The organism is Brevibacterium permense (assembly GCF_013280495.1).
Classification (GTDB): Bacteria; Actinomycetota; Actinomycetes; order Actinomycetales; family Brevibacteriaceae; genus Brevibacterium; species Brevibacterium permense.
Genome location: NZ_JABSSX010000002.1, coordinates 349362 through 371617, shown reverse-complemented (window position 1 = coordinate 371617; position 22256 = coordinate 349362). Strand labels below are relative to the sequence as shown.

Annotated in this window: 19 protein-coding genes; 12 read left to right on the top strand and 7 right to left on the bottom strand. The window is 65.1% G+C overall.

Annotation, left to right across the window (positions count from 1 at the left end; translation table 11 throughout):
* Positions 1-7 precede the first annotated feature (7 nt).
* A complete protein-coding gene (gene cydB / locus HK353_RS04530; protein ID WP_173152935.1) occupies positions 8-1030 on the top strand; it encodes a cytochrome d ubiquinol oxidase subunit II in 1023 nt (340 codons plus the stop codon).
* Positions 1027-4548, top strand: a complete 3522-nt coding sequence (cydC, locus tag HK353_RS04525; RefSeq protein WP_173152932.1) for a thiol reductant ABC exporter subunit CydC — start codon at positions 1027-1029, stop codon at positions 4546-4548. Before cydB ends, cydC begins: the two co-directional genes overlap by 4 nt.
* Before the next feature lie 2 nt (positions 4549-4550).
* Here cydC and sepH read toward each other — a convergent pair whose 3' ends face one another.
* Positions 4551-5672, bottom strand: coding sequence for a septation protein SepH (sepH, locus tag HK353_RS04520; RefSeq protein WP_173152930.1), 1122 nt, complete (start codon positions 5670-5672; stop codon positions 4551-4553).
* Between the two features lie 328 nt (positions 5673-6000).
* On the opposite strand from sepH, the gene HK353_RS04515 reads away from it, so the two are divergent.
* Entirely contained in the window at positions 6001-7113 is a 1113-nt protein-coding gene (locus HK353_RS04515; RefSeq protein ID WP_173152929.1) for a ferrochelatase, read from the top strand.
* 66 nt (positions 7114-7179) lie between these two features.
* Here the strand turns inward: HK353_RS04515 and HK353_RS04510 are convergent, their stop codons facing one another.
* Positions 7180-7407 carry a hypothetical protein gene (locus HK353_RS04510; RefSeq protein ID WP_173152927.1) on the bottom strand — a complete coding sequence of 76 codons (228 nt, stop codon included), beginning with the start codon at positions 7405-7407 and terminating at the stop codon, positions 7180-7182.
* Between the two features lie 287 nt (positions 7408-7694).
* Between HK353_RS04510 and HK353_RS04505 the strand changes: the two genes are divergently transcribed.
* Entirely contained in the window at positions 7695-7994 is a 300-nt protein-coding gene (locus HK353_RS04505) for a DUF4193 domain-containing protein (RefSeq protein ID WP_101546971.1), read from the top strand.
* Between the two features lie 132 nt (positions 7995-8126).
* Here HK353_RS04505 and HK353_RS04500 read toward each other — a convergent pair whose 3' ends face one another.
* Positions 8127-8582, bottom strand: coding sequence for a DUF3093 domain-containing protein (locus tag HK353_RS04500; RefSeq protein WP_173152925.1), 456 nt, complete (start codon positions 8580-8582; stop codon positions 8127-8129).
* 64 nt (positions 8583-8646) lie between these two features.
* On the opposite strand from HK353_RS04500, the gene dut reads away from it, so the two are divergent.
* The 3 genes from dut to HK353_RS04485 are packed head-to-tail and all read left to right on the top strand — an operon-like array spanning position 8647 to position 10356.
* Positions 8647-9120, top strand: coding sequence for a dUTP diphosphatase (gene dut, locus HK353_RS04495; RefSeq protein ID WP_342589815.1), 474 nt, complete (start codon positions 8647-8649; stop codon positions 9118-9120).
* 6 nt (positions 9121-9126) lie between these two features.
* On the top strand, positions 9127-9972 hold the full coding sequence (locus HK353_RS04490) for a DUF3710 domain-containing protein (protein WP_173152921.1): 846 nt from the start codon (positions 9127-9129) through the stop codon (positions 9970-9972).
* Positions 9973-9978: 6 nt separating this feature from the next.
* Positions 9979-10356 (top strand): OB-fold nucleic acid binding domain-containing protein, encoded by a 378-nt coding sequence (locus HK353_RS04485; protein ID WP_173152919.1) that lies wholly within the window; start codon positions 9979-9981, stop codon positions 10354-10356.
* 66 nt (positions 10357-10422) lie between these two features.
* On the opposite strand, the gene HK353_RS04480 is transcribed toward HK353_RS04485, so the two are convergent.
* Together HK353_RS04480 and HK353_RS04475 are read right to left on the bottom strand one after the other, a co-directional pair.
* Positions 10423-11109, bottom strand: a complete 687-nt coding sequence (locus HK353_RS04480) for a potassium channel family protein (protein ID WP_173152917.1) — start codon at positions 11107-11109, stop codon at positions 10423-10425.
* A complete protein-coding gene (locus HK353_RS04475; protein ID WP_173152914.1) occupies positions 11106-11780 on the bottom strand; it encodes a potassium channel family protein in 675 nt (224 codons plus the stop codon). Before HK353_RS04475 ends, HK353_RS04480 begins: the two co-directional genes overlap by 4 nt.
* A gap of 136 nt (positions 11781-11916) precedes the next feature.
* Here HK353_RS04475 and HK353_RS04470 point away from each other — a divergent pair, with 136 nt between their 5' ends.
* Together HK353_RS04470 and HK353_RS04465 are read left to right on the top strand one after the other, a co-directional pair.
* Positions 11917-13827 carry an APC family permease gene (locus HK353_RS04470; protein ID WP_173153243.1) on the top strand — a complete coding sequence of 637 codons (1911 nt, stop codon included), beginning with the start codon at positions 11917-11919 and terminating at the stop codon, positions 13825-13827.
* 7 nt (positions 13828-13834) lie between these two features.
* Positions 13835-15220 (top strand): class I SAM-dependent RNA methyltransferase, encoded by a 1386-nt coding sequence (locus HK353_RS04465; protein WP_173152911.1) that lies wholly within the window; start codon positions 13835-13837, stop codon positions 15218-15220.
* Here HK353_RS04465 and HK353_RS04460 read toward each other — a convergent pair.
* A complete protein-coding gene (locus tag HK353_RS04460) occupies positions 15210-15404 on the bottom strand; it encodes a hypothetical protein (protein ID WP_173152908.1) in 195 nt (64 codons plus the stop codon). The two genes, HK353_RS04465 and HK353_RS04460, sit on opposite strands and share 11 nt — an antisense overlap.
* 310 nt (positions 15405-15714) lie before the next feature.
* Between HK353_RS04460 and acnA the strand changes: the two genes are divergently transcribed.
* From acnA to HK353_RS04445, 3 genes are all read left to right on the top strand, one after another.
* A complete protein-coding gene (gene acnA, locus HK353_RS04455; RefSeq protein WP_217278227.1) occupies positions 15715-18399 on the top strand; it encodes an aconitate hydratase AcnA in 2685 nt (894 codons plus the stop codon).
* A 403-nt stretch (positions 18400-18802) separates the two neighbouring features.
* Entirely contained in the window at positions 18803-20335 is a 1533-nt protein-coding gene (locus HK353_RS04450) for an Abi family protein (RefSeq protein ID WP_173152905.1), read from the top strand.
* A gap of 318 nt (positions 20336-20653) precedes the next feature.
* A complete protein-coding gene (locus HK353_RS04445; protein ID WP_173152902.1) occupies positions 20654-21628 on the top strand; it encodes a hypothetical protein in 975 nt (324 codons plus the stop codon).
* Between the two features lie 227 nt (positions 21629-21855).
* Here the strand turns inward: HK353_RS04445 and HK353_RS04440 are convergent, their stop codons facing one another.
* Positions 21856-22200: an ArsR/SmtB family transcription factor gene (locus HK353_RS04440; RefSeq protein ID WP_092013154.1), complete on the bottom strand. Its 345-nt coding sequence runs from the start codon at positions 22198-22200 to the stop codon at positions 21856-21858.
* Positions 22201-22256: the final 56 nt, after the last annotated feature.

The window sequence follows — 22256 nt, the reverse complement described above, 5'->3', positions numbered from 1 at the left end:
GGTCACGATGGAAATCCTCGCCACAATCTGGTTCGTCCTCATCGTCGTGCTCTGGATGGGATACCTGTTCCTCGACGGCTTCGACCTCGGGGTGGGCATGATGATGCCCTTCCTCAGCCGCAGCGAACGCGGCAAGCGCGTTCTGCTCAACTCGATCGGTCCGGTCTGGGAAGGCAACGAGGTCTGGCTGATCACCGCCGCCGGAGCGATGTTCGCGGCCTTCCCGCACTGGTACGCCTCACTGTTCTCCGCGCTCTACATTCCACTGACCGTCTGCCTGCTCGCGCTGATCTTCCGCGCCGTGGCCATCGAATACCGCGGAAAGGGGCACTCGGAGAAGTGGAAGGCCTTCTGGACCTGGGCCCTGGCCGTGGGATCGGCCGGAACAGCCTTCTGCATCGGTGCGATGCTCGCACTCACGACCATCGGGCTGCCGCTCAATGATCATGGCGACATGATCGGCGGTGCCTTCGCCTGGATGTCATGGCCTGCGCTTGTCGGCGGACTCGGCGGCCTCGGCTTCTCCCTGGCCCACGGGCTCATCTTCCTCGGTCTCAAGACCCAGGGCGAGGTCCGGGCGCGGTCGCGGCGCTGGGCCGGTCGGATCATGCTGCCGGCCGCGATTCCGTTCCTCATCTGGTTCGCCTTCTCGATCACCCAGCGGACCTGGCTCGTCGTTCCGGTGCTCATCGCGATCGCCGCTCTCATCTTCGCGTTCGTCGCGGTCCGCGCCGGTGCCGAGAAGCGCGCCTTCATCCTGCACGGGATCTACCTCATCGCTGGTCTGGCCGCGGTCTTCGCCGGTGTCTTCCCGAATGTCCTGCCCTCGACGATCGACCCCGCGAACTCGCTGACGATCGCTGCGGCATCCTCGTCGGACTACACCTTGAACGTCATGCTCATCGTGACGATCGTGATCCTGCCGATCATCATCGCCTACCAGATCTTCAGCTACCGGATGTTCCTCGCCCGCATCGCCGAGACCCACATCCCCGAAGCTCACAAGCTGCCGGTGGCGATCCGATCGTGAGCTCGCCCCTGTCGATCCTGTTCGAGCTGCCGACCGGTCGGCGGGGGTTGGCGCTGTCCGTGCTCTCCGCCCTGTGCCGGTCGGTGGGAATCGTGCTCATCGCCGAAGCCCTGGTGAGAGCCATCATCGGCCACAGCGCGCCCGGACTGTGGATGGTCCTCGGAGCCCTCGGTGCGCTGCTGCGCGGCGGCGGTCTCTGGCTCGACCGCAGTCTGGGCACCAGCCTGGCAGCCGTTTCGAAACAGGGTCTGCGGCGCTCGATCCTCTCCGGTCTGCTGCGCGGCCGGGGACGCCCGCGGACGAATGCGGCGGTCACGGTCACCCGCGGAATCGACGATCTCGACGACTACTTCACCACGGTGGTGCCGGCGCTGACCGCGGCCGCGGTGGTGCCCATCGTACTGCTGGTGCGCATCGTCTTCAGCGATGTCCTCTCGGCGGTCATCATCGCGGTCTGCCTGCCGTTGGTGCCGATGTTCATGGTGCTCATCGGCCGCTACACGGCAGAGTCGACCTCGGAGACCATGGCTGCTCTGGAGCGGCTGTCGGATCACCTGGCCGAACTCGCCGAGGGGCTGCCCGTCCTCATCGGTCTCGGCCGTTCACGCGATCACGCGCGCCGGCTGCGGGAACTGGGGGAGCGCTACCATCAGGCGAACCTCACGACGCTGCGCATCGCGTTCCTCTCCAGTCTGGCGCTTGAACTCATCGCCACGATCTCCGTGGCGCTTGTCGCCGTGGTCATCGGTGTGCGCCTGGTCAACGGGTCGATGGACCTCGGGGATGGCCTGTTGGTTCTGCTCATCGCACCCGAATGCTTCATCCCCCTGCGAGAACTCGGGGCCGGCTATCATGCGAGCGAGAACGGGCGTGAGGCTCGGGAGAGAGCTCGGGCGCTGCTGTCGGAGACGCCGTCGGCGGATACAGGGACTCTGTCGGCGGCTGCGAGGTCACGCGCACTCGATAACTCCGGCCGTCCGGGGGACCAGTGGGTTCGCTATGCCGACGGCACACTCATCACGTGGTCTGGCGACATCGACACCCGGCCGGGAGTGACGACGATCAGCGGCAGGTCCGGAACCGGCAAGACGACAGTGCTCAGCGCGCTGGTCGGCAGTCTGCCGGCAGATGCACACACCACTGTCGGCCCGGTGAGCGCGGCCTACGTGCCGCAGGCTCCACGTATGTTCGCCGAGACCATCGGCGCCGAACTGGCACTCTTCGGTCTCGACGCCGACCAAGCTCGGACGGCGCTGTCGGCTGCCGGACTGCCCACCGATCTGCGGGTGCAGACGGCGGCGCTGAGCCCCGGCCAACAGCGTCGGCTGGCCCTCGTGCGAGTGCGGCACCGCCTCGGTGACGGGGCCGAGCTGCTCGTCCTCGACGAACCGACTGCCCACCTCGACGCCGCCAATGCCGCCATCGTCATCGGCATGATCGCCGAGGCGGCCGCCACCCACCGCGTGATCCTCGCCAGCCATGACGAACAGGTTCGCGCGCTGGCCGACTCAGAGATCCGCCCTGAGAAGACGCACGTCGAAGCGGCAGAGAACGGTGTACCAGCGGACTCAAAGGCGACCGCGATCGCGGATCATGCCCGAGCCGACGCCGCCGAGGCTCCTGCCGCGCAGGCTCGGGCTGAAGCTTCGGCTTGGGCGGAACGGACGGGGTCGGGCAGCGAGCCCGGGCATCGGTCCGGCGTCGAGCGGCACCCGGATGTCTCGACGCAGGACTCCCGGAGCGAGTCCTGGACAGTTGCACTGCGACGTCGCTGGTCGATACTGGGCTCGAGCCTGCCGCTGTTCACCCCGACTATGCTGGTGGCCGCGCTCACCGCCTGCGCGTCCAGCCTCGCCGCCATCGCCCTGACTGCCGTCTCCGCATGGCTCATCGTCGAAGCCTCGTACCAGCCGCCGATCATGCTGCTCATGGTCGCCATCGTCGGAGTGCGCTTCTTCGGGCTCAGTCGCTCCGTGCTGCTCTATGTCAGCCGGCTGAGACTCCACTCGGCGATCTTCGCCGCGCTCACGAGACTGCGCACACGGCTGTGGGAGCACTTCGAACGCGTCGGCATGAGTGATCGGCGTCTGCTGACCTCGGATTCGGCGCTGCGCGCCATGGTCGCCGACGCCGACGACGTCCGCGACCTGGTGCCCCGGACTCTGTTCCCGCCTTTCGTCTCCACCATGGTCGTCATCGGCGTGAGCATCACTGCGGCACTTCTCGACGTGAGGTCACTGGGTTGGTTCGTCCTGGTGGGCGCCATCAACCTCGTCATCGTCCCGATTCTCGTCATCCGGGCAGAGAGCAGGTTGGCGCACGGAATCAGGGAGGACCGCAACCGGATCCTGTCCGTGCTCACCCGCGCTCTGCATGCAAAGGACGATCTGCGCACGAACCGGGTCGACTCCGCAGTCCTCGGCCTGTTGGCCAGCTTGGAGGCCGACCTCGAGAAGAAGCAGAAGGCCTCTGCCCGCAACTTCGGGCTCGCCCAACTGTGGCTGCAGCTGAGCACGTTCACCACCGCAGTGATCCTGGCGGTGTCCACGGATGCTCCGATCGAGATCGTCGCGGTGCTCTCCCTCATGGCCTTGGGCCTGGGCGAAGAGTTCGCTTCGGCACTCGACGCATTCCGCCAGCTGCCCGCCCTGGGATCGGCACTGGACTGTCTGCCCGATGCAGACAGTGCGGACCGCGAAGCCGAGGTCTCGGGGCACGACGTCGAAGTGCAGGCTCCTGCTGCCGGAACGACGGCCGGCGAGAGCGACGACTTGTCGCGCCGCTCTGGCCCGGTCGAGCTCGTCGGCGTCGACGCCCTCGACTTCGATGAGATCACAGTCGGATGGGACGATCGGGCTGTCGTCGCAGGACTGGACCTGAGAGCTCAACGCGGCAGTTGGACCGTGCTGTGCGGTGACAGCGGAACCGGTAAGACGACGAGCCTGAGTGTGCTCCTGCGGTTCCTCGACCCCTGGTCCGGCGGCTACCGTGCCCGTGACCGGAACGGGATCGACCACGATATGCTCACCTACTCACCCGAGGACCTCGTCGGCCGAATCGCCTGGTGCCCTCAGGAGGCACACGTCTTCCGCTCCACCGTGCGCGGCAATCTCGCACTCGCCGGGCGGTCGGTTCCCGGGGACGACGAGATGATCTCCGTGCTGAGAGCGGCAGGGCTGAGCGACTGGGCCGACGCCGAGGGTCTCGACCGGTGGGTCGGCGACCACGGAGCGGAGATCTCCGGCGGTCAGCGACAGCGGTTGGCGGTGGCCAGAACCCTGCTGACGGGAGCCGATGTGATCGTCCTCGACGAACCGACAGCGCACTTGGACGACGAGACGGCTCGGCTGCTCATCGACGATCTGCGTGGGAGCCTGGGCAACTGCACTGTCGTCATGGTCACCCATGACAGGAGACTGATCTCGGACGGCGACGAGGTCGTCGACCTCGGCACGGTCGAACCGGGTGCAGCAGACCTCGGCTCACACGATCCCGAGCTCGAACACTCGAGAGTCTGAGGTCAGTCCCGCTTCGACCCGAACATGATCTCGTCCCAGCTCGGGATCGAGGCGCGCGAGTTCTTCTTCGACTTCGGCTTCGAATCCTTCGCCGAGGCGGAGTCCTTGAACTGGTCGTCGTGATCGCTCACTCCGGGCTCATTGAGCAGGGAGAGCTGATTCTCGTCGTCGAAGACACCGACCTTCTCGGTCGGCTCCTGCGGCTCCTCGGGAGACCGAGCCGCCTCCTCGAAGGCGAAGACTTCGTCATCCGTGGCGGCTTCGGGCTGGCCCGGGGCGGTGTGCGCTCCCTGCGGGTGAGTCTCGGGGTCCTCGGTGACCGCGCGCAGACGGGTCCGCGGCTCCTCCTCGGCGTGGCGGCGCTTGCGCAGGTTCTCCAGAATCCGGCCGGTCTCGGCCTGATGATCGCGGGCCTGCTGCGACGGCGCCGAACCGGCGGTGGGGCGCACCGGTCCGTCTGCGGCGATCGACGCGGACGACTGATCGGTCGCCGGGAGGACATCGACCTCCTCGGTGTTCCTCTGTCGTTCGGCACCGCTGCCGTAGTTCGGGATCGGTCCGGTGTCGGTGGGACCGGAATCGGCGAGCCACTTCGCCTCGTCGTCGATCGGGGTCAGCGAACGGCGGTAGTAATGCCAGCTGGCGGTGCGGACCCGATCAGCGGCGGTGAAGCTGAGCTGGATGTACCAGTTGCCGTCCTGCTGCTTCCAGGAATCCCACTCCATCGTCTCGATATCGACGTCGCGCATCGCCAGACGTTCCTGACACAGCTCGACGAGCGGAGTCGGCTCACCGTTGGGATCATGATCGGAATAGATGGGATGGCGGCTGGCGAGGTAGGCGGTGCGTTCGCGTTCGGCCATCGCCGGACCTTCGTAGGTGCGCACGTATTCGATGTCGGCACCGGTGGCGGCCACGACCTCCTCGGCGTCCATGCCGCCGCGGATCATGGCCTGGATCTCTTTCGGGCGCACGGGAGTCTCGGACTTGGGGTGGGAGCGGTCCCTGCGGACCGCGGCGAAGAGAGCCTCATCGAGGACGACTCGGTACTGAAGCCCGTTCTCGTCGTTCAACAGCAGATGTGTGCCGTCTGCGTTGACTCCGTTCAAGATCAGTTCACGCATTGCCTTAAGCTCCTTTGTCGCGTCTCTTAAAGATCGTGTCACGTTCGGCGCGTCGTGCCGGGCAGATTTCCGCGCGAGTCGCGAAATCACGGGGCGGATCGGGAGCCGGCGGAGTGATTCTGTGAGACCGGCCACGCACGTGCGAGAAATGTGCGGGAGGGAAACCCGTGCGTCGGCTCGGACAGCGTCGCCACCACGCCGCCGGCGTCGCCACCACGCCGTCGGGGGCGGGCGATGGCCCGTCCTGTCAACGTCTGCACCGTGAGTGGTCGCGGCTCACTGTGTGGACAGCGGGCCGAGCGGCTCTGCAGTCTGTAAAATCGGGAAGGTGAATACGACTGCACCCATCGACGCCCTGATCCTCATGTCATTCGGAGGACCGGAGGCCCCAGAAGAAGTGGTTCCATTCCTTCGCAACGTCACCGCCGGCCGCGGGATTCCCGAGGAACGACTCGAGGAGGTGGGGGAGCACTATTTCGGTTTCGGAGGCAAGTCTCCGATCAACGATCAGAACAAGGCGCTGCTGGCCGCGCTGCGCGGTGAACTTGACCGTCGTGGGATCGAGACCCCGCTGATCTGGGGCAACCGGAACTGGGATCCCTATCTCACCGATGAGGTGCGCAAGCTGGCACAGGACGGTGCCACGCAGTTCCTCTCGATCGACACCTCCGCCTACTCCTCCTACTCGTCGTGCCGGCAGTACCGTGAGGACTTCGCGAAGACGATCGACACTCTCCAGGACGAGGGTCTCACCGTCTCGATCGACAAGATCCGTCAGTTCTACAATCACCCCGGCTACGCCGACGCCTGCGCCGACTGCCTGCACCAGGGTCTCGCGGACTTCCGGTCGAAGGTCGGGCGGATCGATTCGGCCAAGCACCGGATCCTCTTCGTCACCCACTCGATCCCGAACGTCATGCAGGACGCCTCAGAGGTGACCACGAACGGATACCGGGCCCAGCACGAAGAGCTCATCGACCACCTCATGGGGCGCATCGATGAGGCCGATCGTGTTCCTTCCGAACTCGTCTATTGCTCACGTTCCGGCTCACCTGAGGTTCCCTGGCTCGAACCCGATGTCAACGACCGGATGACCGAACTCGCCGAGGAGGGGGTGACCGGTGTCGTGCTCGTGCCCATCGGCTTCATCTCCGACCATATGGAGGTCGCCTTCGACCTCGACACCGAAGCGAAGGAGACCGCTGAAGAACTCGGTCTCGACTTCACCCGGGTCGACACCGTCGGCACCCATGACGCCTTCGTCAGGGGACTCGTCGACCTCGTCGAGGAGCGCGCGGCTCAGCTGCGCGGAGAAGGCGTCGACGCTCCTGCCCTGCCCGGGACGAAGGCCCTGGTGCCCGGCAGCGGGGCCTGCAGCATCGACTGCTGCCGCGGCCGCATCGAACGCGCGACCTACCCGAATTGGGCCATTGCGAACTGATCCCGGGAAAAGAATGAACCCTCCCTCACCGAAGCGGTGGGGGAGGGTTCTTCTCTGTGCGTTCTCTCAGTGATCCTCGGGGCTCGGGATGACCGGCAGGGCCCCCGTCTCGGCCTGGATCACCTCGGCGATGGGACCGGTGTCGACATCGTTGCGTCCGGCCAATTCCATCAGGTTCTGCAGGTCGTCGATGAGATTTTCGACGAGGAAGTCGTCACCGGCAGAACGGGCCTCGTGAATGCGATGACGGACATCATCGATTCGGGTGTCGAGCTGATCAGCGAATTCACTCATTGTGGATCCGTCCTTCCTCGGGCCGCCTCCACAGGGGACGAACCCGGTATTCGACCGACAGAGCGGGCTGTCGGTGCTGTCCATCACAAGCATTCTTGCAGAGCATTTCGTGAACTCTATGTGTGCTCTGTCCATGCGGACAAGCTGGTGACGAGAATCACCGCATCAGGTGCTCATTCCATCTTGCCAACGGCAAGCATACAGTGCACAATGCTGGGGACACATCTCGGAAGAGGAGAAAATGCTCCTCTTCGGCACCCCCTCCGGACAGAGAGCGATGAGGCCATATGGCAACAGACTACGACGCACCTCGCAAGCAAGACGATGAGATCAAAAGCGATTCGATCGAGCAGCTCAAGGCCCAGCGTTCCCAGGATCAGGCGAGCAAGATCGACGAAGACGAGACTGCAGTAGCCGAAGGCTTCGAACTTCCCGGTGCGGACCTGTCGAACGAAGAGCTCTCCGTTCGGGTCCTGCCGAAGCAGAACGATGAGTTCACCTGCATGGAGTGCTTCCTGGTCCGCCATCGCTCTCAGCTTGCGACCGAAGAAGGCGGTGTCCCCATCTGCACGGACTGTGCAGGCTGAATCGCTTCTCTTCGCGAAAACCCGAAAACGGACCGCGCCCTCGTAAGGGTCGCGGTCCGTTCTTCTCCCCTTACTACCTGACGGCGGCCCAGCCACCGCGCGCGAGGTTGCTGGGCCGCCGTCAGGTAGCAATTAGGGGGTGAGGGCGGCGGCTAATTCGTGGGGATGACGGCTCGAGACGAGCCAGTAGGGGGTCGGATCCGTCTCATCGTCGAGATCGATGCGGACGACGGACTTCGCCCACGGCCGGATCTTGAGGAAGGCGCGGGCGTCGAGATCGACACCGCGGGCCTGGCGGGCCTCCTCGCCGTCGAAGGCGACCGCACCCGGAACGAACGTGCGATCGATATGAGCTTCGCCCACGAACAGCTGCCGTTCGGTGACGATGATCGTCAGCGTCAGCGAATTCAGCCACCAGGCGAAGAGGACGAAGCTGACGATGGGAAGGATGATGGTGCCGAGCTGCCAGACGGGCATGACCATGAGTGCCGTGGACAGAGCGGCCACCACGACGAGGATCCACATGCCGACCGAGGGGCGGACCTTCTCCTGATAGACCACATGGGTTCCGGATTGAGTTGTTGCCATGGGGCCATTGTCCCATAGCGAGAAGTTTGGCCACGCTCAGGCTGGAGCGTTAGAGTGCATCTTTGTGACGGAAACCGTGAAGATCAACCTCCAGCTCCTCGACGCGGGCATGAGCGCGCCCGGCTACGCGCATGCCAGCGACGCCGGGGCGGACCTGCATTCGGCGATCGACTTCGTGCTCGAGCCGTTCGAGCGCCGTGTCGTTCCGACCGGAATCGCGATCGCCCTGCCGGAAGGCTATGCGGCATTCGTGCATCCGCGTTCGGGCCTGTCGAGCAAGCACGGAGTCACGGTCGTCAATGCGCCGGGCACCATCGACGCCGGCTACCGCGGCGAGATCAAGGTGCCGCTGATCAACCTCGATGCGAAGACCCCGCTGAGCGTCGTGCGCGGCGACCGCATCGCCCAACTCGTGATCCAGAGGATCGCCCACGCCGACTTCGACATCGTCGAATCCCTCGAAGACAGCACCCGCGGCGCCGGGGGATTCGGATCCACCGGCGGAATCGTCGCCGGCCTCAGCGAAAAGGAGAAGTGAGGACTCATGGGACTGTTCTCCCGGTTCAAGAAATCCACACCGACCGATGACGACGTCCGCGCCGACGACGAACTCACCGACGACGATGAGCTCGACGCTCAGGACACCGACACCGAGGCGGCCGATCGTGCAGACGACGACGCCGATGACGACGAGGCTGAGTCCGCAGAGGCGGCCGAGTCCGATGACGATATCGACGAGGAAGAAGCGCTGCTGGAGAAGTCCGCACCCTTCGGCCGGTCCGAGAAGGGCCCCTTCGACATCTCCGAGGAGTACCCGGAGCATGACCGCCTCGACCTCGGCGCGCTCAAGGTGCCCGTCGTCGACGGCATGCAGGTGCGCCTGGACACGGACGACGATTCTCAGCGCGTGCTGGCCGTCACCCTCATCCACGACGGTGGAGGCATCCAGCTGCAGGCGTTCGCGACACCACGCTCCGAGGGCCTGTGGAACACGGTGCGAGGTCAGCTCGCCGAATCCGTGACCAAACAGGGTGGGGAGTCGACTAAGCTGCACACCACTCTCGGCAAGGAGCTGGCCATCGAGGTTCCGGCGAAGACGGAATCCGGTCGCCCCGGCAAACGCGCCATGCGCTTCGCCGGCATCGACGGACCACGCTGGTTCGTCCGCGCCGTGTTCTCCGGCAAGGCCGTGACCGATGACGAGGTGCGTGCCGAACTCTCCGCACTCTTCCGCGGTGTCGTCGTCGATCGCGGTGAGGAAGCGATGGCTCCCCGCGAGCTCATCGCACTGACCGCACCGCAGGTCGACCAGGACGAGGCGGAGGAGAAGAAGGACGAGGACGAGCTCAACCCCTTCGAGCGCGGCCCCGAGATCACAGAGGTCCGCTGAGCGCTGATGCGGAACCTCATCCCTCGCCTCGTGCGCGACTTCGGATCCCGTGAGGCCGAGGCCCGGGCCGATCTGCGACTGGTCAGCCAGATCCCCGGGGTCATTCCGGTCGAAGAGCTGGAGGCGCGAAAGACCTCACGCATCGCCGGAGTCGTTTCAGCGACCACTCAGTCGTGCAGCGCCGACAGCCCCAGGCTCGACATCACCGTCGCCGATGGCACCGGCGAAGCCCGCGCCCAATTCCTCGGACGCCGGGAGATCAGCGGCATCCGTCCCGGGTCCCTCATCGTCTTGGAAGGACGGTTCTGCAGCAAGGACGGAGTGCTCACCGCGCACAATCCCGTCTACGAACTCCTGCAGACCCGCGACGACTCCGACAACTGACCGTCCTCACGGGGCCGGGCAGCCGTCGGCCGCAGAACTGATGATCTCGGCCGCAGACGACCGGGCTCAGCCCTCTGTGTTTCCGTCGGCTATCGCCGTCTCCTGCAGCAGCGCTAGCAGCGCCGGTTTCTGATCGGGGGAGGAGAGGAAGAACAGTTCGTCGCCGGCTTCGATGACATCATCGGTGCTCGGAGCGAACGCCCGCGAATTGCGGAGGATCGCCACCAGCACCGTATCCAGCGGGAAGGTGATCCCACCGACGCGCTCGGCCACGAGCTCGGCGTTCTCGTGCACGGTGAACTCCAGCAGTCCCGCCTGCCCGCGTTCGAAGCTCATGAGGTGGACCAGGCCGCCGACCTCCACGGCCTCCTCGACGAGCGCGGTCATCAGGCGCGGAGTGGACACGGCGACATCGACGCCCCAATTGTCGTCGAAGAGCCATTCGTTCTTCGGATTGTTCACGCGCGAGACCGTCCGCGGCACTCCGAACTCGGTCTTCGCCAACAGGGAGAGCACCAGATTGGTCTTGTCATCTCCCGTCGCGGCCACGACGACATCGGCCTCCTCCAGCCCCGCCTCGGCGAGACCGGCGAGCTCACACGCATCGGAGAGCAGCCATTCGGCACCCGGAATGCGCTCATGGCCCAGCGCCTCCTTGCTCTGGTCGATGAGCAGGACCGAATGGTCCTTGTCCAGCAGCTCCCTGGCCACCGAACGTCCGACGGAGCCGGCTCCGGCGATGATGACCCTCATATTTCTTCCTCCACGGTTCGCACTGGCTGATCGAGGATCCGTTCGATCTCGCCGAGGCGGTCGACCGGAGCCATGAGATGAACGAGGTCGCCGTCCTGGAGGAGCAGATCATCGTGGGCGACGATGCCCTCGGACAGGCGGGTGACATAGGCGACCCGAGCCTTGGTCCGTGTTTCGATCTCCTTGATCGGACGGGCCACCCAGCCAGGGTCCAGATGCACCTCCGCCAGGACGAGGTTGCCGGAGGGCTCACGGTATTCGGTGATCGACCCCTGCGGGACGAGCTTGCGCATCACCTGCTCGGCCGTCCACCGAACGGTGGGCACCGTGGGGATGCCGAGACGTTCGAAGACCTGCGCACGGTCGGGATCGTAGATGCGGGCGGCGACATTGCTCACCCCGAAGGTCTCACGAGCGACACGCGCGGCGAGGATATTCGAATTGTCACCGCTGGAGACGGCGGCGAAGGCGAAGGCCTCGGCAGTTTTCGCCTGAGACAGGGTCTCCCTGTCGAAACCGACTCCGGTGATCGTCGAACCGCTGAAATCCCGACCGAGCTTGAGGAATGCGTCGGGGTCTCGGTCGACGACTGCGACGGAGTGCCCATTCGCATCAAGGGCTTTGGCCAAGGAGGCCCCGACTCGACCGCAGCCCATAATCACGAAGTGCATGGGTAATCCTTCCCGCAGTGATCTACCATTGGTTGCCGTGGCCAGCAGTTTTTCTGATGCCGTCAAAAGACTACTCGTTGGACGGCCCTTCCGCAGTGAGGACAGGCGTGCGCCTGCGCTGAAGAAGCGCATCGCGATGCCCGTCTTCGCCTCCGACATGCTCTCCTCGGTGGCCTACGCCCCCGATGAGATCCTGCTGGCACTGTCACTGACCTCACTTGTGGCCCTGACCGTCGCCCCCTGGATCGGTGTGGCCGTCGGCATCGTCATCCTCGTGATCGTCGCCTGCTACCGCATCAACGTGCGTGCGTACCCCTCCGGCGGCGGAGACTACGAGGTGGCCTCGAAGAACCTCGGCTCCGGAGCCGGGCTCATCGTGGCCGCGGCCCTCCTCGTCGACTATGTGCTCACCCTGGCCGTGTCGATGACGGTGTTCGCCGCCTACATCACCACGGCGTTCCCGGCACTCGCGCCCTACCGTGTGCCCGTGGCCATCGTCGGCATCCTGCTCATCTGCTTCGCCGGCCTGCGCGGTTCCCGGGCCACTCCGATGCTGCTGGCCGTGCCGACCTACCTGTTCCTCGGTGCCGTGTTCCTCACGATGTCGGTCGGTCTCATCCGCGTCGGGCTCGGTGACACCCCGCACGCCCAGACCGCCGACTACACGGTCGTGCACAGCAACATCGGCGATCAGGCGACTCTCGGCCTGGCCACCGTCCTCATCGTCCTGCGCGCGTTCTCCTCCGGAGCCGTCGCACTGGCCGGTGTGCAGACCGTGGCCACGGCGGTTCCGGCGTTCAAGAAGCCGCGCGGCAAGAACGCCGGCAACACCCTGCTGCTGTCAGGTCTGCTCGCCGCCCTCATGCTCACGGGGCTGACATATCTGGCGTCGGTCACCGGAATCAAATACGTCGACGATCCGCATCTCTATCTCGTCCGCGGCGACGGCAGTCCGGTCAGCGCCGAATACGAACAGGAACCCGTCCTCGCGCAGCTGGCGCACGCGATCTTCGACAATGCGCCGGCGATGTTCTTCATCGTCGTCCTCATCACCGCGCTCGTGCTCATCGCCGCTGCGAATACTGCGGTCGAGGGTTTCCCGGGACTGGCCTCTCGGCTGGCCCGTGACGAATTCCTGCCAAGGCAGCTGGCGACGAAGGGCGACCGACTCACCTTCTCCAACGGCATCCTGCTGCTGGCCGCGGCGGCGATCGTCCTCGTCGTCGCCACGTCCGCCTCGGCGACGGTGCTCATCCAGCTCTACCTCGTCGGAGTCTTCGCGAGCTTCGTCCTCGGCCAAGCGGGAATGGTCCTGCACTGGCGCAAACGGCTGCGCCTGGTCATCGATTCGAAGGCCCGGATGCGGATGCAGTTCAACCAGGTCGTCAACGCCGTCGGCTGCGTGCTCGCCGCCGGCGTCCTCATCGTCGTCATCGTCTCGAAGTTCCTCGCCGGCGCCTGGCTGGCGGTCGCCGCCATGGCCGGGCTCTACCTCGTCATGGGCGCCATCCACCGCCACTATTCGCGCGTGGCCCGCGAGCTCGCCCCCGACGCGGACGTGAACTCCCGGACGATCCCGTCGAACACCCACGCAATCGTCGTCGTCAGCGAAATCGACAAACCGACGATGCGGGCCCTCTCCTACGCCCGGGTGACCCGATCGAGCCAGCTCGAAGCCGTCACCGTGGCCGTGGACGAAGAGGCTGCGGCCGCTCTGCAGAAACGATGGAACGAGATGGAGCTGCCGGTGCCGCTGACCGTGCTCGGCTCGCCGTACCGCGAACTCGTCCGCCCGATGCTCGCCCATATCCTCGCCATCCGCCGCAGGTCGCCCAGGGACCTCGTCATCGTCTACATCCCGCAGTTCGTCGTCGGTCGCTGGTGGGAGCACATCCTGCACAACCAGGTGGCTCTCAAACTGCGCACCCGACTGCTGCTGGTGCCCAATGTCGTCGTGGTGTCCGTGCCCTGGCGACTGAAATCCTTCTCTCGACAGTACGGCGGAGACGGACCCGATTCCGACACCTCGCTGTACAGACAGGCCTAGAACACGCATGAGCGACACTTCGGTTCCCGCCCAGGATCTCACCCTCGACATCGAGGCACCGGCGGCCGGCGGCACCTCCATCGCCCGACACGACGGTCAGGTCGTCTTCGTCTCCGGGGCCCTGCCCGGTGAGAAGGTCCGAGTCCGCACCGAGGCGGGACCGCCTGCCCGGTTCCTCCGCGCCGCTGTCACCGAGGTGATCGAGGCCTCGGCTCACCGCGTCCCCGATCGTCGTCTCGACTATGTTCCCGGTGATTCTGCCGACGGTTCCGGTGCGGGGTTCGCTGCGGGCCCCGGTGCTGGGGCCGTGCCGGATTCGGCCGGGTTCGGCGGAATGGAATTCGCCCACGTCGACCTCGCCCATTCCCGCACGCTCAAGGCCGAGGTGTTGGGCGACCAGCTTCAGCGCATCGGACATATCGACCGCGCCGCCGAGGTGCTGCCCGCACCGGGCGAGACCGACGGCGCGGACTGGCGCACCCGTGTGCAGCTGGCCGTCGACGATGAGGGCCGCGCCGGAATGCTCGCCCCCAGATCACATGCGGTCATCCCTGTGACCACGCCCCCTCTGGCCGCGGGGCCCCTGCACGACCTCGACATGACAACACTGCATGTGCCCGGAGTCCGCCGACTCGAATTCGCGTGGGCCGGCGACCATGGTGCGCTCATCGTCCGTGGTCGGCCCACTGCGCAGGTCCTCGACGAGATCGAGTCCTGGCTGCCGACGTCGTTCTCCCTCCTCACCGAGGCGACCGGACCGGAGCAGAGTCATGGTCGTGGTCGCGGGGGTCGTCCCCGCGGTCGGGGTCGCGCTCATGCGCCGGCTCCCGCCCTGCGCGTGATCCGTGGAGACCGCACTCTGACCGAAACGGTCGACGGTCGTGAGTTCGCCGTCGGCGCCGACGGCTTCTGGCAGGTCCACCGGGATGCGGCCGCACTGCTCAGCTCGGAGGTCGTCAGAGCACTGCCTGCTGATGTCGAAGCGATCACCGACCTCTACTGCGGGGTCGGGCTCCTCGGCATCACTGCCGCCCGGGCCACCGGAGCGCCTCTGTTCGGAGTCGAAGGGGTCGAGACCGCCATTGCTCATGCTCGTGACAATGCCGCCGATCTCGAGGCCAGGTTCCTCGCTCTCAGCGTGGATCGGGCCCGACTGCCCGATTCGGACGTCATCATCCTCGACCCGCCACGGGCGGGCGCCGGGAGGAAAGCCACCTCGGCGATCATCGAATCAGCGGCAAGGACCGTGGTCTACGTGTCCTGTGACCCGGCCACGCTGGCTCGGGACCTCGCGGCGCTCACAGGCGGGGGATTCGGGATCGAGAGCCTCACCGGCTTCGACCTCTTCCCGCTGACCTCGCACCTGGAGACGGTGACAGTCCTCAGGCGGTGACCGAGCGGCGGGGGAGGAGGACGAGCGCGATGAGGGCGATGAACGTCGTGAGGAAGCCCCACAGTCCCCACCAGCTGCCCGACCGGCCCTTCTCCTTCGCGAATGAGCTGCAGACGACGGCGAAGATGATGCCGACGAGCAGTGCGCCGAAGCCGAATCCGGCGCCTAGGGTGAACGGGTCCATGGGATCTCCTCGGGGACGGCAGGCGAGTGCGCTGCTGCTTTGAGTGTGCTGTCCACGCTAGGCCGTGAGGCCCGGCCGCGGCCCAGGTGATGACCGCACGAGGGCCTGCGGAAAACCCGATCGCAGGGTTTCGCACCTCCGTGTGCCACGGTGGTCAAAGGCCCTCAAATGCGATAGAATTTATCTTGACGTCAAGATACTTTTGGAAACATATGTGTCGCGTAAATCGGTGCGTGATGCAAGGGTCCGACCGCCGAGTCGGACGGACCCGGTTTCTTGGATGAGTGTCGGATGAAACAGGAGAATCACGATGAGCAACGTCGATACGTTCAAATCGAAGAGCACCCTGACCGTAGGCGATAAGGATTATGAGATCTATCGCCTGGACCAGGTCAAAGGGTCGGAGAAGCTTCCTTTCAGCCTCAAGGTGCTGTTGGAGAACCTGCTGCGCACGGAAGACGGCGCAAACATCACTTCGGAACATATTGAAGCCCTCGGCAGCTGGGACCCCAATGCCGAACCCGATACGGAGATCCAGTTCACCCCCGCCCGCGTGGTGATGCAGGACTTCACCGGTGTGCCCTGCATCGTCGACCTCGCCACCATGCGCGAGAAGGTCGTCGAACTCGGCGGCAGCCCGGATCAGGTGAACCCGCTGGCTCCGGCCGAGCTGGTCATCGACCACTCGGTGCAGATCGACCGCTTCGGCACCGCTGACGCCGTCGAACTCAACATGGACATCGAATACCAGCGCAACGGTGAGCGCTACCAGTTCCTGCGCTGGGGCCAGACCGCATTCGAAGACTTCAAGGTCGTGCCTCCGGGCATGGGCATCGTCCACCAGGTCAACATCGAGCACCTGGCTCGCGTGGTCATGCCGCGCGAGGTCGACGGAGTCCTCCGTGCCTACCCGGACACACTGGTCGGCACCGACTCGCACACCACAATGGTCAACGGCCTCGGTGTGCTCGGTTGGGGCGTCGGCGGCATCGAGGCAGAGGCCGCCATGCTCGGCCAGCCCGTGTCGATGCTCATCCCGCGCGTCGTCGGCTTCAAGCTCACCGGTGAGATCCCCTCGGGTGTCACCGCGACCGACGTTGTGCTCACGATCACCGATATGCTCCGTCAGCACGGCGCGGTCGGCAAGTTCGTCGAGTTCTACGGCAAGGGCGTCGCCGAGGTGCCGCTGGCCAACCGCGCCACAATCGGCAACATGAGCCCCGAGTTCGGTTCGACCGCCGCGATCTTCCCGATCGACGAAGTCACCATCGACTACCTCAAGCTCACCGGCCGCTCGGAAGAGCAGATCCAGCTCGTCGAGGACTACGCCAAGACGCAGGGACTCTGGCACGATCCGGAGAACGAAGTCGAGTACTCCGAGTACCTCGAACTCGACCTGTCCACCGTGGTGCCCTCGATCTCCGGACCGAAGCGCCCGCAGGACCGCATCGAGCTCTCCGACGCCAAGAGCCAGTTCGCCAAGGACATCCACAACTACGCCGCTCCCGGCGAGGAGTCGAAGTCCGTGGACGTCAGCACCGCCGACGGACGCAACTTCGAGCTGGCCAACGGTGCCGTCGCGATCGCTTCGATCACCTCCTGCACCAACACCTCGAACCCTTCGGTGATGATGGCCGCCGGCCTGCTGGCACGCAATGCCCGCAAGCGCGGACTCAACTCGAAGCCGTGGGTCAAGACCTCGATCGCACCGGGCTCGAAGGTCGTCACCGAGTACTACAACAAGGCCGGCCTCATCGAGGACCTCGAAGCCCTGAACTTCTACATCGTCGGCTACGGCTGCACCACCTGCATCGGCAACTCCGGTCCGCTGGATACGGAGATCTCGAACAGCATCCAGGACAACGACCTCTCGGTCACCGCAGTCCTGTCGGGCAACCGCAACTTCGAGGGCCGCATCAGCCCGGACGTGAAGATGAACTACCTCGCTTCGCCTCCGCTGGTCATCGCCTACGCACTGGCCGGCACCATGGACTTCGACTTCGAGAACCAGCCCCTGGGCAAGGACTCGGAAGGCGTCGACGTCTACCTGGCCGACCTGTGGCCCTCGCCTGAAGAGGTTGAGTCGGTCATCGCCGATTCGATCTCGACCGATATGTTCGACAACGAATACGGTCGCATCTTCGACGGTGACGAGCGATGGCAGCAGCTCGACACCCCCGAGGGCAAGGTCTTCGAGTGGGACGACGAGTCGACCTACGTGCGCAAGCCCACCTTCTTCGACGGCATGGGTCTCAAGCCCGAAGCCGTCAAGGACATCAAGGGTGCCCGCGTGCTCGCGAAGCTCGGCGACTCGGTGACCACCGACCACATCTCGCCCGCAGGTTCCTTCAAGGCCGACACCCCGGCCGGCAAGTACCTCGTCGAGCACGGCGTCGAGCGCAAGGACTTCAACTCCTACGGCTCGCGCCGCGGCAACCACGAAGTCATGATCCGCGGAACCTTCGCGAACATCCGTCTGCAGAACCAGCTCCTCGACGGAGTCCAGGGCGGCTTCACCCGCGACTTCTCGCAGGAGGGCGGACCGCAGACGACGATCTACGACGCCTCCGTGAACTACCAGGCCGCCGGCACCCCGCTGGTCGTCCTCGGTGGCAAGGAGTACGGCTCGGGATCCTCGCGTGACTGGGCCGCCAAGGGCACGAAGCTGCTCGGCGTCGAGGCCGTCATCACCGAGAGCTTCGAGCGCATCCACCGCTCGAACCTCATCGGCATGGGCGTTCTGCCGCTGCAGTTCCCCGCCGGCGAATCCGCTGATTCGCTCGGACTCGACGGCACCGAGACCTTCTCCATCGAAGGCGTCACGGAGCTCAACGAGGGCAAGACCCCGGCGACCGTCAAGGTCACCGCCGAGAAGGAAGACGGCACGAAGGTCGAATTCGACGCCGTCGTCCGCATCGACACACCGGGTGAAGCCGACTACTACCGCAACGGCGGCATCCTGCAGTACGTGCTTCGCCAACTTGCCGGTAGTTGAGCTGAACCGCTCAGATAGAAGGCGATCTGACAGCTGACATGCCCGCTTATGTGTAGCTCTAGCGTCTCACACATGCGCCCCGTCAGGCTCTGGCCTGACGGGGCCATGTGTGTGGCTATGGTTCAGTCGAGGTGGCGACGCCAGAACGGGTCGTCTGCCCAGTCGCCGATGTCTCTAGCGCGCAGTTGCATGGCCAGTCTTCAGAGTGAATCCAGAGCCCGGCCAACGCATTGACTTAGTGAGGCTGGCGATTCATGAAGGCCTCGTCCTGCTCCGTCGGCCCGTTTGGTCCGTGTGAACCGATGCCGTAAGCTAGTACCAACACGACAGGTCCGCTTCTCTAGATGAGACGCGGGCCTGTTCTCTTTCTGCCCCGCGCCGGGGACACGAGGACGATAAGCAGATGAGCACGCCGGACAGCACCTACGCCAAGCCATTCCTGACGATCCCCGAGCAGATCCAGCGGCTGCGCACGCGGGGCATGGACTGCGGAACAGAGACCTTCGCTGCCGGCGTCCTCGAACGCTACGGGTACTACCGGCTGTCGGGGTACTGGCACCTCTACCGAGCTCGACCCGAGCCTCCTGCAGACCGTTTCGACAAGGACGGCCGCGAGATCCGCCTGGACTCGTTCATGCCCGAGACGAGCCTGGCCCACGTGGTCGCCCTGTACGAGTTCGACCACGAGCTGCGGACCCGTCTAAGTGACTTCATCAGCATGGTCGAAACGTCGTTCCGGTTCCACATCGGTCACCGGCTCGGCAGGGCGGACCGATTCGCCCATCGGCGGCCGGACGACCTTGGCGCGCTCCGGTCGGCGGACCCGAGTGAGTCTCCCGAGCCGACCACTGCCTACCGCGAATGGCTCGAGGAGTACGACCGCCACGAGAAGCGCGCACGCGGAGACTTCGTCGTGCACTTCCGCGAGACATACGGTCCACATCTGCCGATCTGGGTCGCCACGGAGGTGATGTCGTTCGGCGTCCTGAGCGGCCTTTACGACCTGATGCCCCAGGGCGATCAGGAGATCCTCGCCGCGCGCTTCCAAATCTGCACCGCCGACGGTAGCGGCGACCGCGGTGCACTGAGCAATTGGCTTAACAACATCCGCAACGTCCGGAACATCTGTGCGCATTACGGCCGCTTGTGGAACCGTACGTTCGACGTGGTCATCGACGCACCGGGACAGACACGCGCGGACCCGAGCCACCTTCTGGCTTCGCTCGCGGACAAGGGCGTGGATAACAAGCTCTATGGCGTGCTGCTCATCTTGCGTCACCTCATGTTGAGCATCGCGCCGGAGCGGTCGGATGTCGTCGACTTCGCTGACTTCATTGAAGCCAGGTCGCAGGAGATTGGATTCTCAATGTTGCAGCTCGGGTTTCCCGACGATTGGCGGAGCAGCCCTGTATGGGACCGGGGCTTCGCACTCGACACTTCGCCCATGCTGGCGGCGAGTCTGCTTGACCGTGCTGAGTGTCGGACGGCCGCCGAGACGCGAGCGTCGTTGACTGGCGCAGAGGTCATCGACGCCGGGTACGATCGGACGCCAGAGCAGGCCGCGCGAGCGATGAAGGCGGCTCAACGCAGCCTGTTGCGGGCCTATCGGAAATACCAAGTCGTAATCGAGGTCGAACTCGGGAAGACCAGGCACTATCCCGCTTTCCAGTTCCGTGACGGCAAGATCATCGACGCCCTCGCGGAAATTAACAGAATGTTCGCCACCACATACGCAGACACAGACCCAACACTGCTCGCGTCTGCGCTGTTGGACTGGTGGCAGACATCGCACTCTGGATTACCGAAGGGTCCGGACGGCTCGGATCGATCGCCGGCCGACCTGCTGCACTCAGTATCCGAGCGGGACTTCACAGCGGCAGTCGAGGAGGCCGGTGCGATGAGCAGCTTCGTCGCGCCGAGCAGGATGAGCTCGTAGCCCGTTGCATCGCGGGCGACTTCCGCGTCTTGCTCGGGGGTGCCACCCGGGAGGCCAAGTGCATCTATCAGCCGGCCATTGTCGTCAACGATCGGAACGTCTCCGCCTATGAGGAGGAGTTCTCCTTTGGTGTAATCGAAATGTGCGATGAGCTCGCAGGTCTGGAGTCGTGCGTTCAGGGCGGCCACGATTGGCTTCGGTCAATCAGCCTTTCTGAGATTCGTTCTAGAGTTCGTGCACCGACGACCACAGACCATCCCGTCGACCCGGACCAGATTGTTGGTCCTTCTCTGCAAGACGTTCCTGGAGAATGGAGCCATGGAACGACCCCTTGACTTCTGGCGCGATCGGCGCATGCTGTGCGGCGGCTGCGGCCATTGTTTCGTCGTCGACCTGGACTGGATCGACCGCTGGGAGCAGGCGAAGGAGACATGTCCCGGCTGCGGCCTGACGTGCGAGCACGAGGACGCACCCAGAGTGACGGTCGATGCTGGCGACCCTGCCCTGAACGACGACCTGGTAGCACAGTTTTTCTGGTATCACACGAGCACGCAGCCGGACTGGCCGTCGAGGGACTTCGACCCCGCGGCGGACTTGACGCCCGGGATCCGAAGGATGATGGGCGGCGACGAGAGGGTCACAGCGTGGGCCGCGCGGCAGCGGGCGAAAGCGCTCCACGTCGGCACGTACGAGGCCGCGGTGCACAACATGCTCAGGCGAATGCGCGACCAGGCTGACCGAGGCAATCAGTTTTACCTCTACCGGGTCCATCTGAAACCATCTGTCACAGAACGGGAGGGTTGGATCGTCGATCCCAGCAACTGGCTTGGTGACGTCGTCCTCGCCGAGGTCTGCCCTCCAGGAATCGACGTCGCACGCTACCTCAACTACCACGAGGATCCAGGCGGGCTCTCACTGGAGCTGGGACGAGATGCGATCCAAGGCGTTCAGCAGATCGCGGTACCTCTGTCTGATGCCTGGGACACCGATTGGGTGAGCGACGCTGTCGCAGCCCTTGAAGGTGCATCAGACGAACTGATCCCGGCGACCGGGAAGCCGGGCAGATTCTTGCGGCCTTCGTCTCCTCGAGCCGGCCGCGCTGGCGAGTTCGGTGCGGAGCTGGCTGACCCATTGCCGGTCAATCTCCACGACCAGTTCGCCTCGGCTGCCGCGTTTGCTGAGGGTGACGACCCAGCGCGGTGGGCCCGCCGGACAAGCAGCCTGTTCGACCTGGTCAAGAATCCTGGCGAGGTGCTGGCGGAGCTCGATAAGGCTCAGCACCGACCGGTCTGAGCTTGACGACGTGGGCAGAGAAAATCCCCCAAGTGCGCATCGTGGAGAGGCGTGAGGGATGTAGTGCTTTCAAGTTAGCACTGGCTCGTCTTGGTCGACGTGTCCGCTGCGTCGCAGGTTTCCGCAGGCTGTCGCAGCAGGAAGAATCGGTCTTGGTGACGCCAGTGCTGCTGAGCGAGGGTCGTCCGGCAATCAGGCACTCCGTCGACAGACGCGCACGCCTTCCATCAGGCGATGAGCGCCTTGGCTGCGGACGCCAGGGTGTCGATGGTCGGCCGGTAGTACGCCCAGCGGCCGCGCTGCTCGCGCTCGACCAGGCCGGCCTCGACGAGCAGCTTCATGTGGTGGGAGACCGTCGGCTGCGACAGGCCTACCGGTTCTGTGAGGTCGCAGACGCACATCTCGCCCGCGCTGCTTCCGGCGATGATGGACATGAGCTTGACCCGGGTGGGATCGCCGAGAGCCTTGAACACCCTGGCGAGGTCCTGGGCGACCGCGTCGTCGATCGTCTCGCCGAGGACGCAGCAGGGCGCGACGTCGGATGCGGACTCGATGGCTGGGGGAGTGGTCATGGGTCCATTCTGCCTCATGCATTGACATCTGTCGATATGTGGGGCAAGCTCGACCC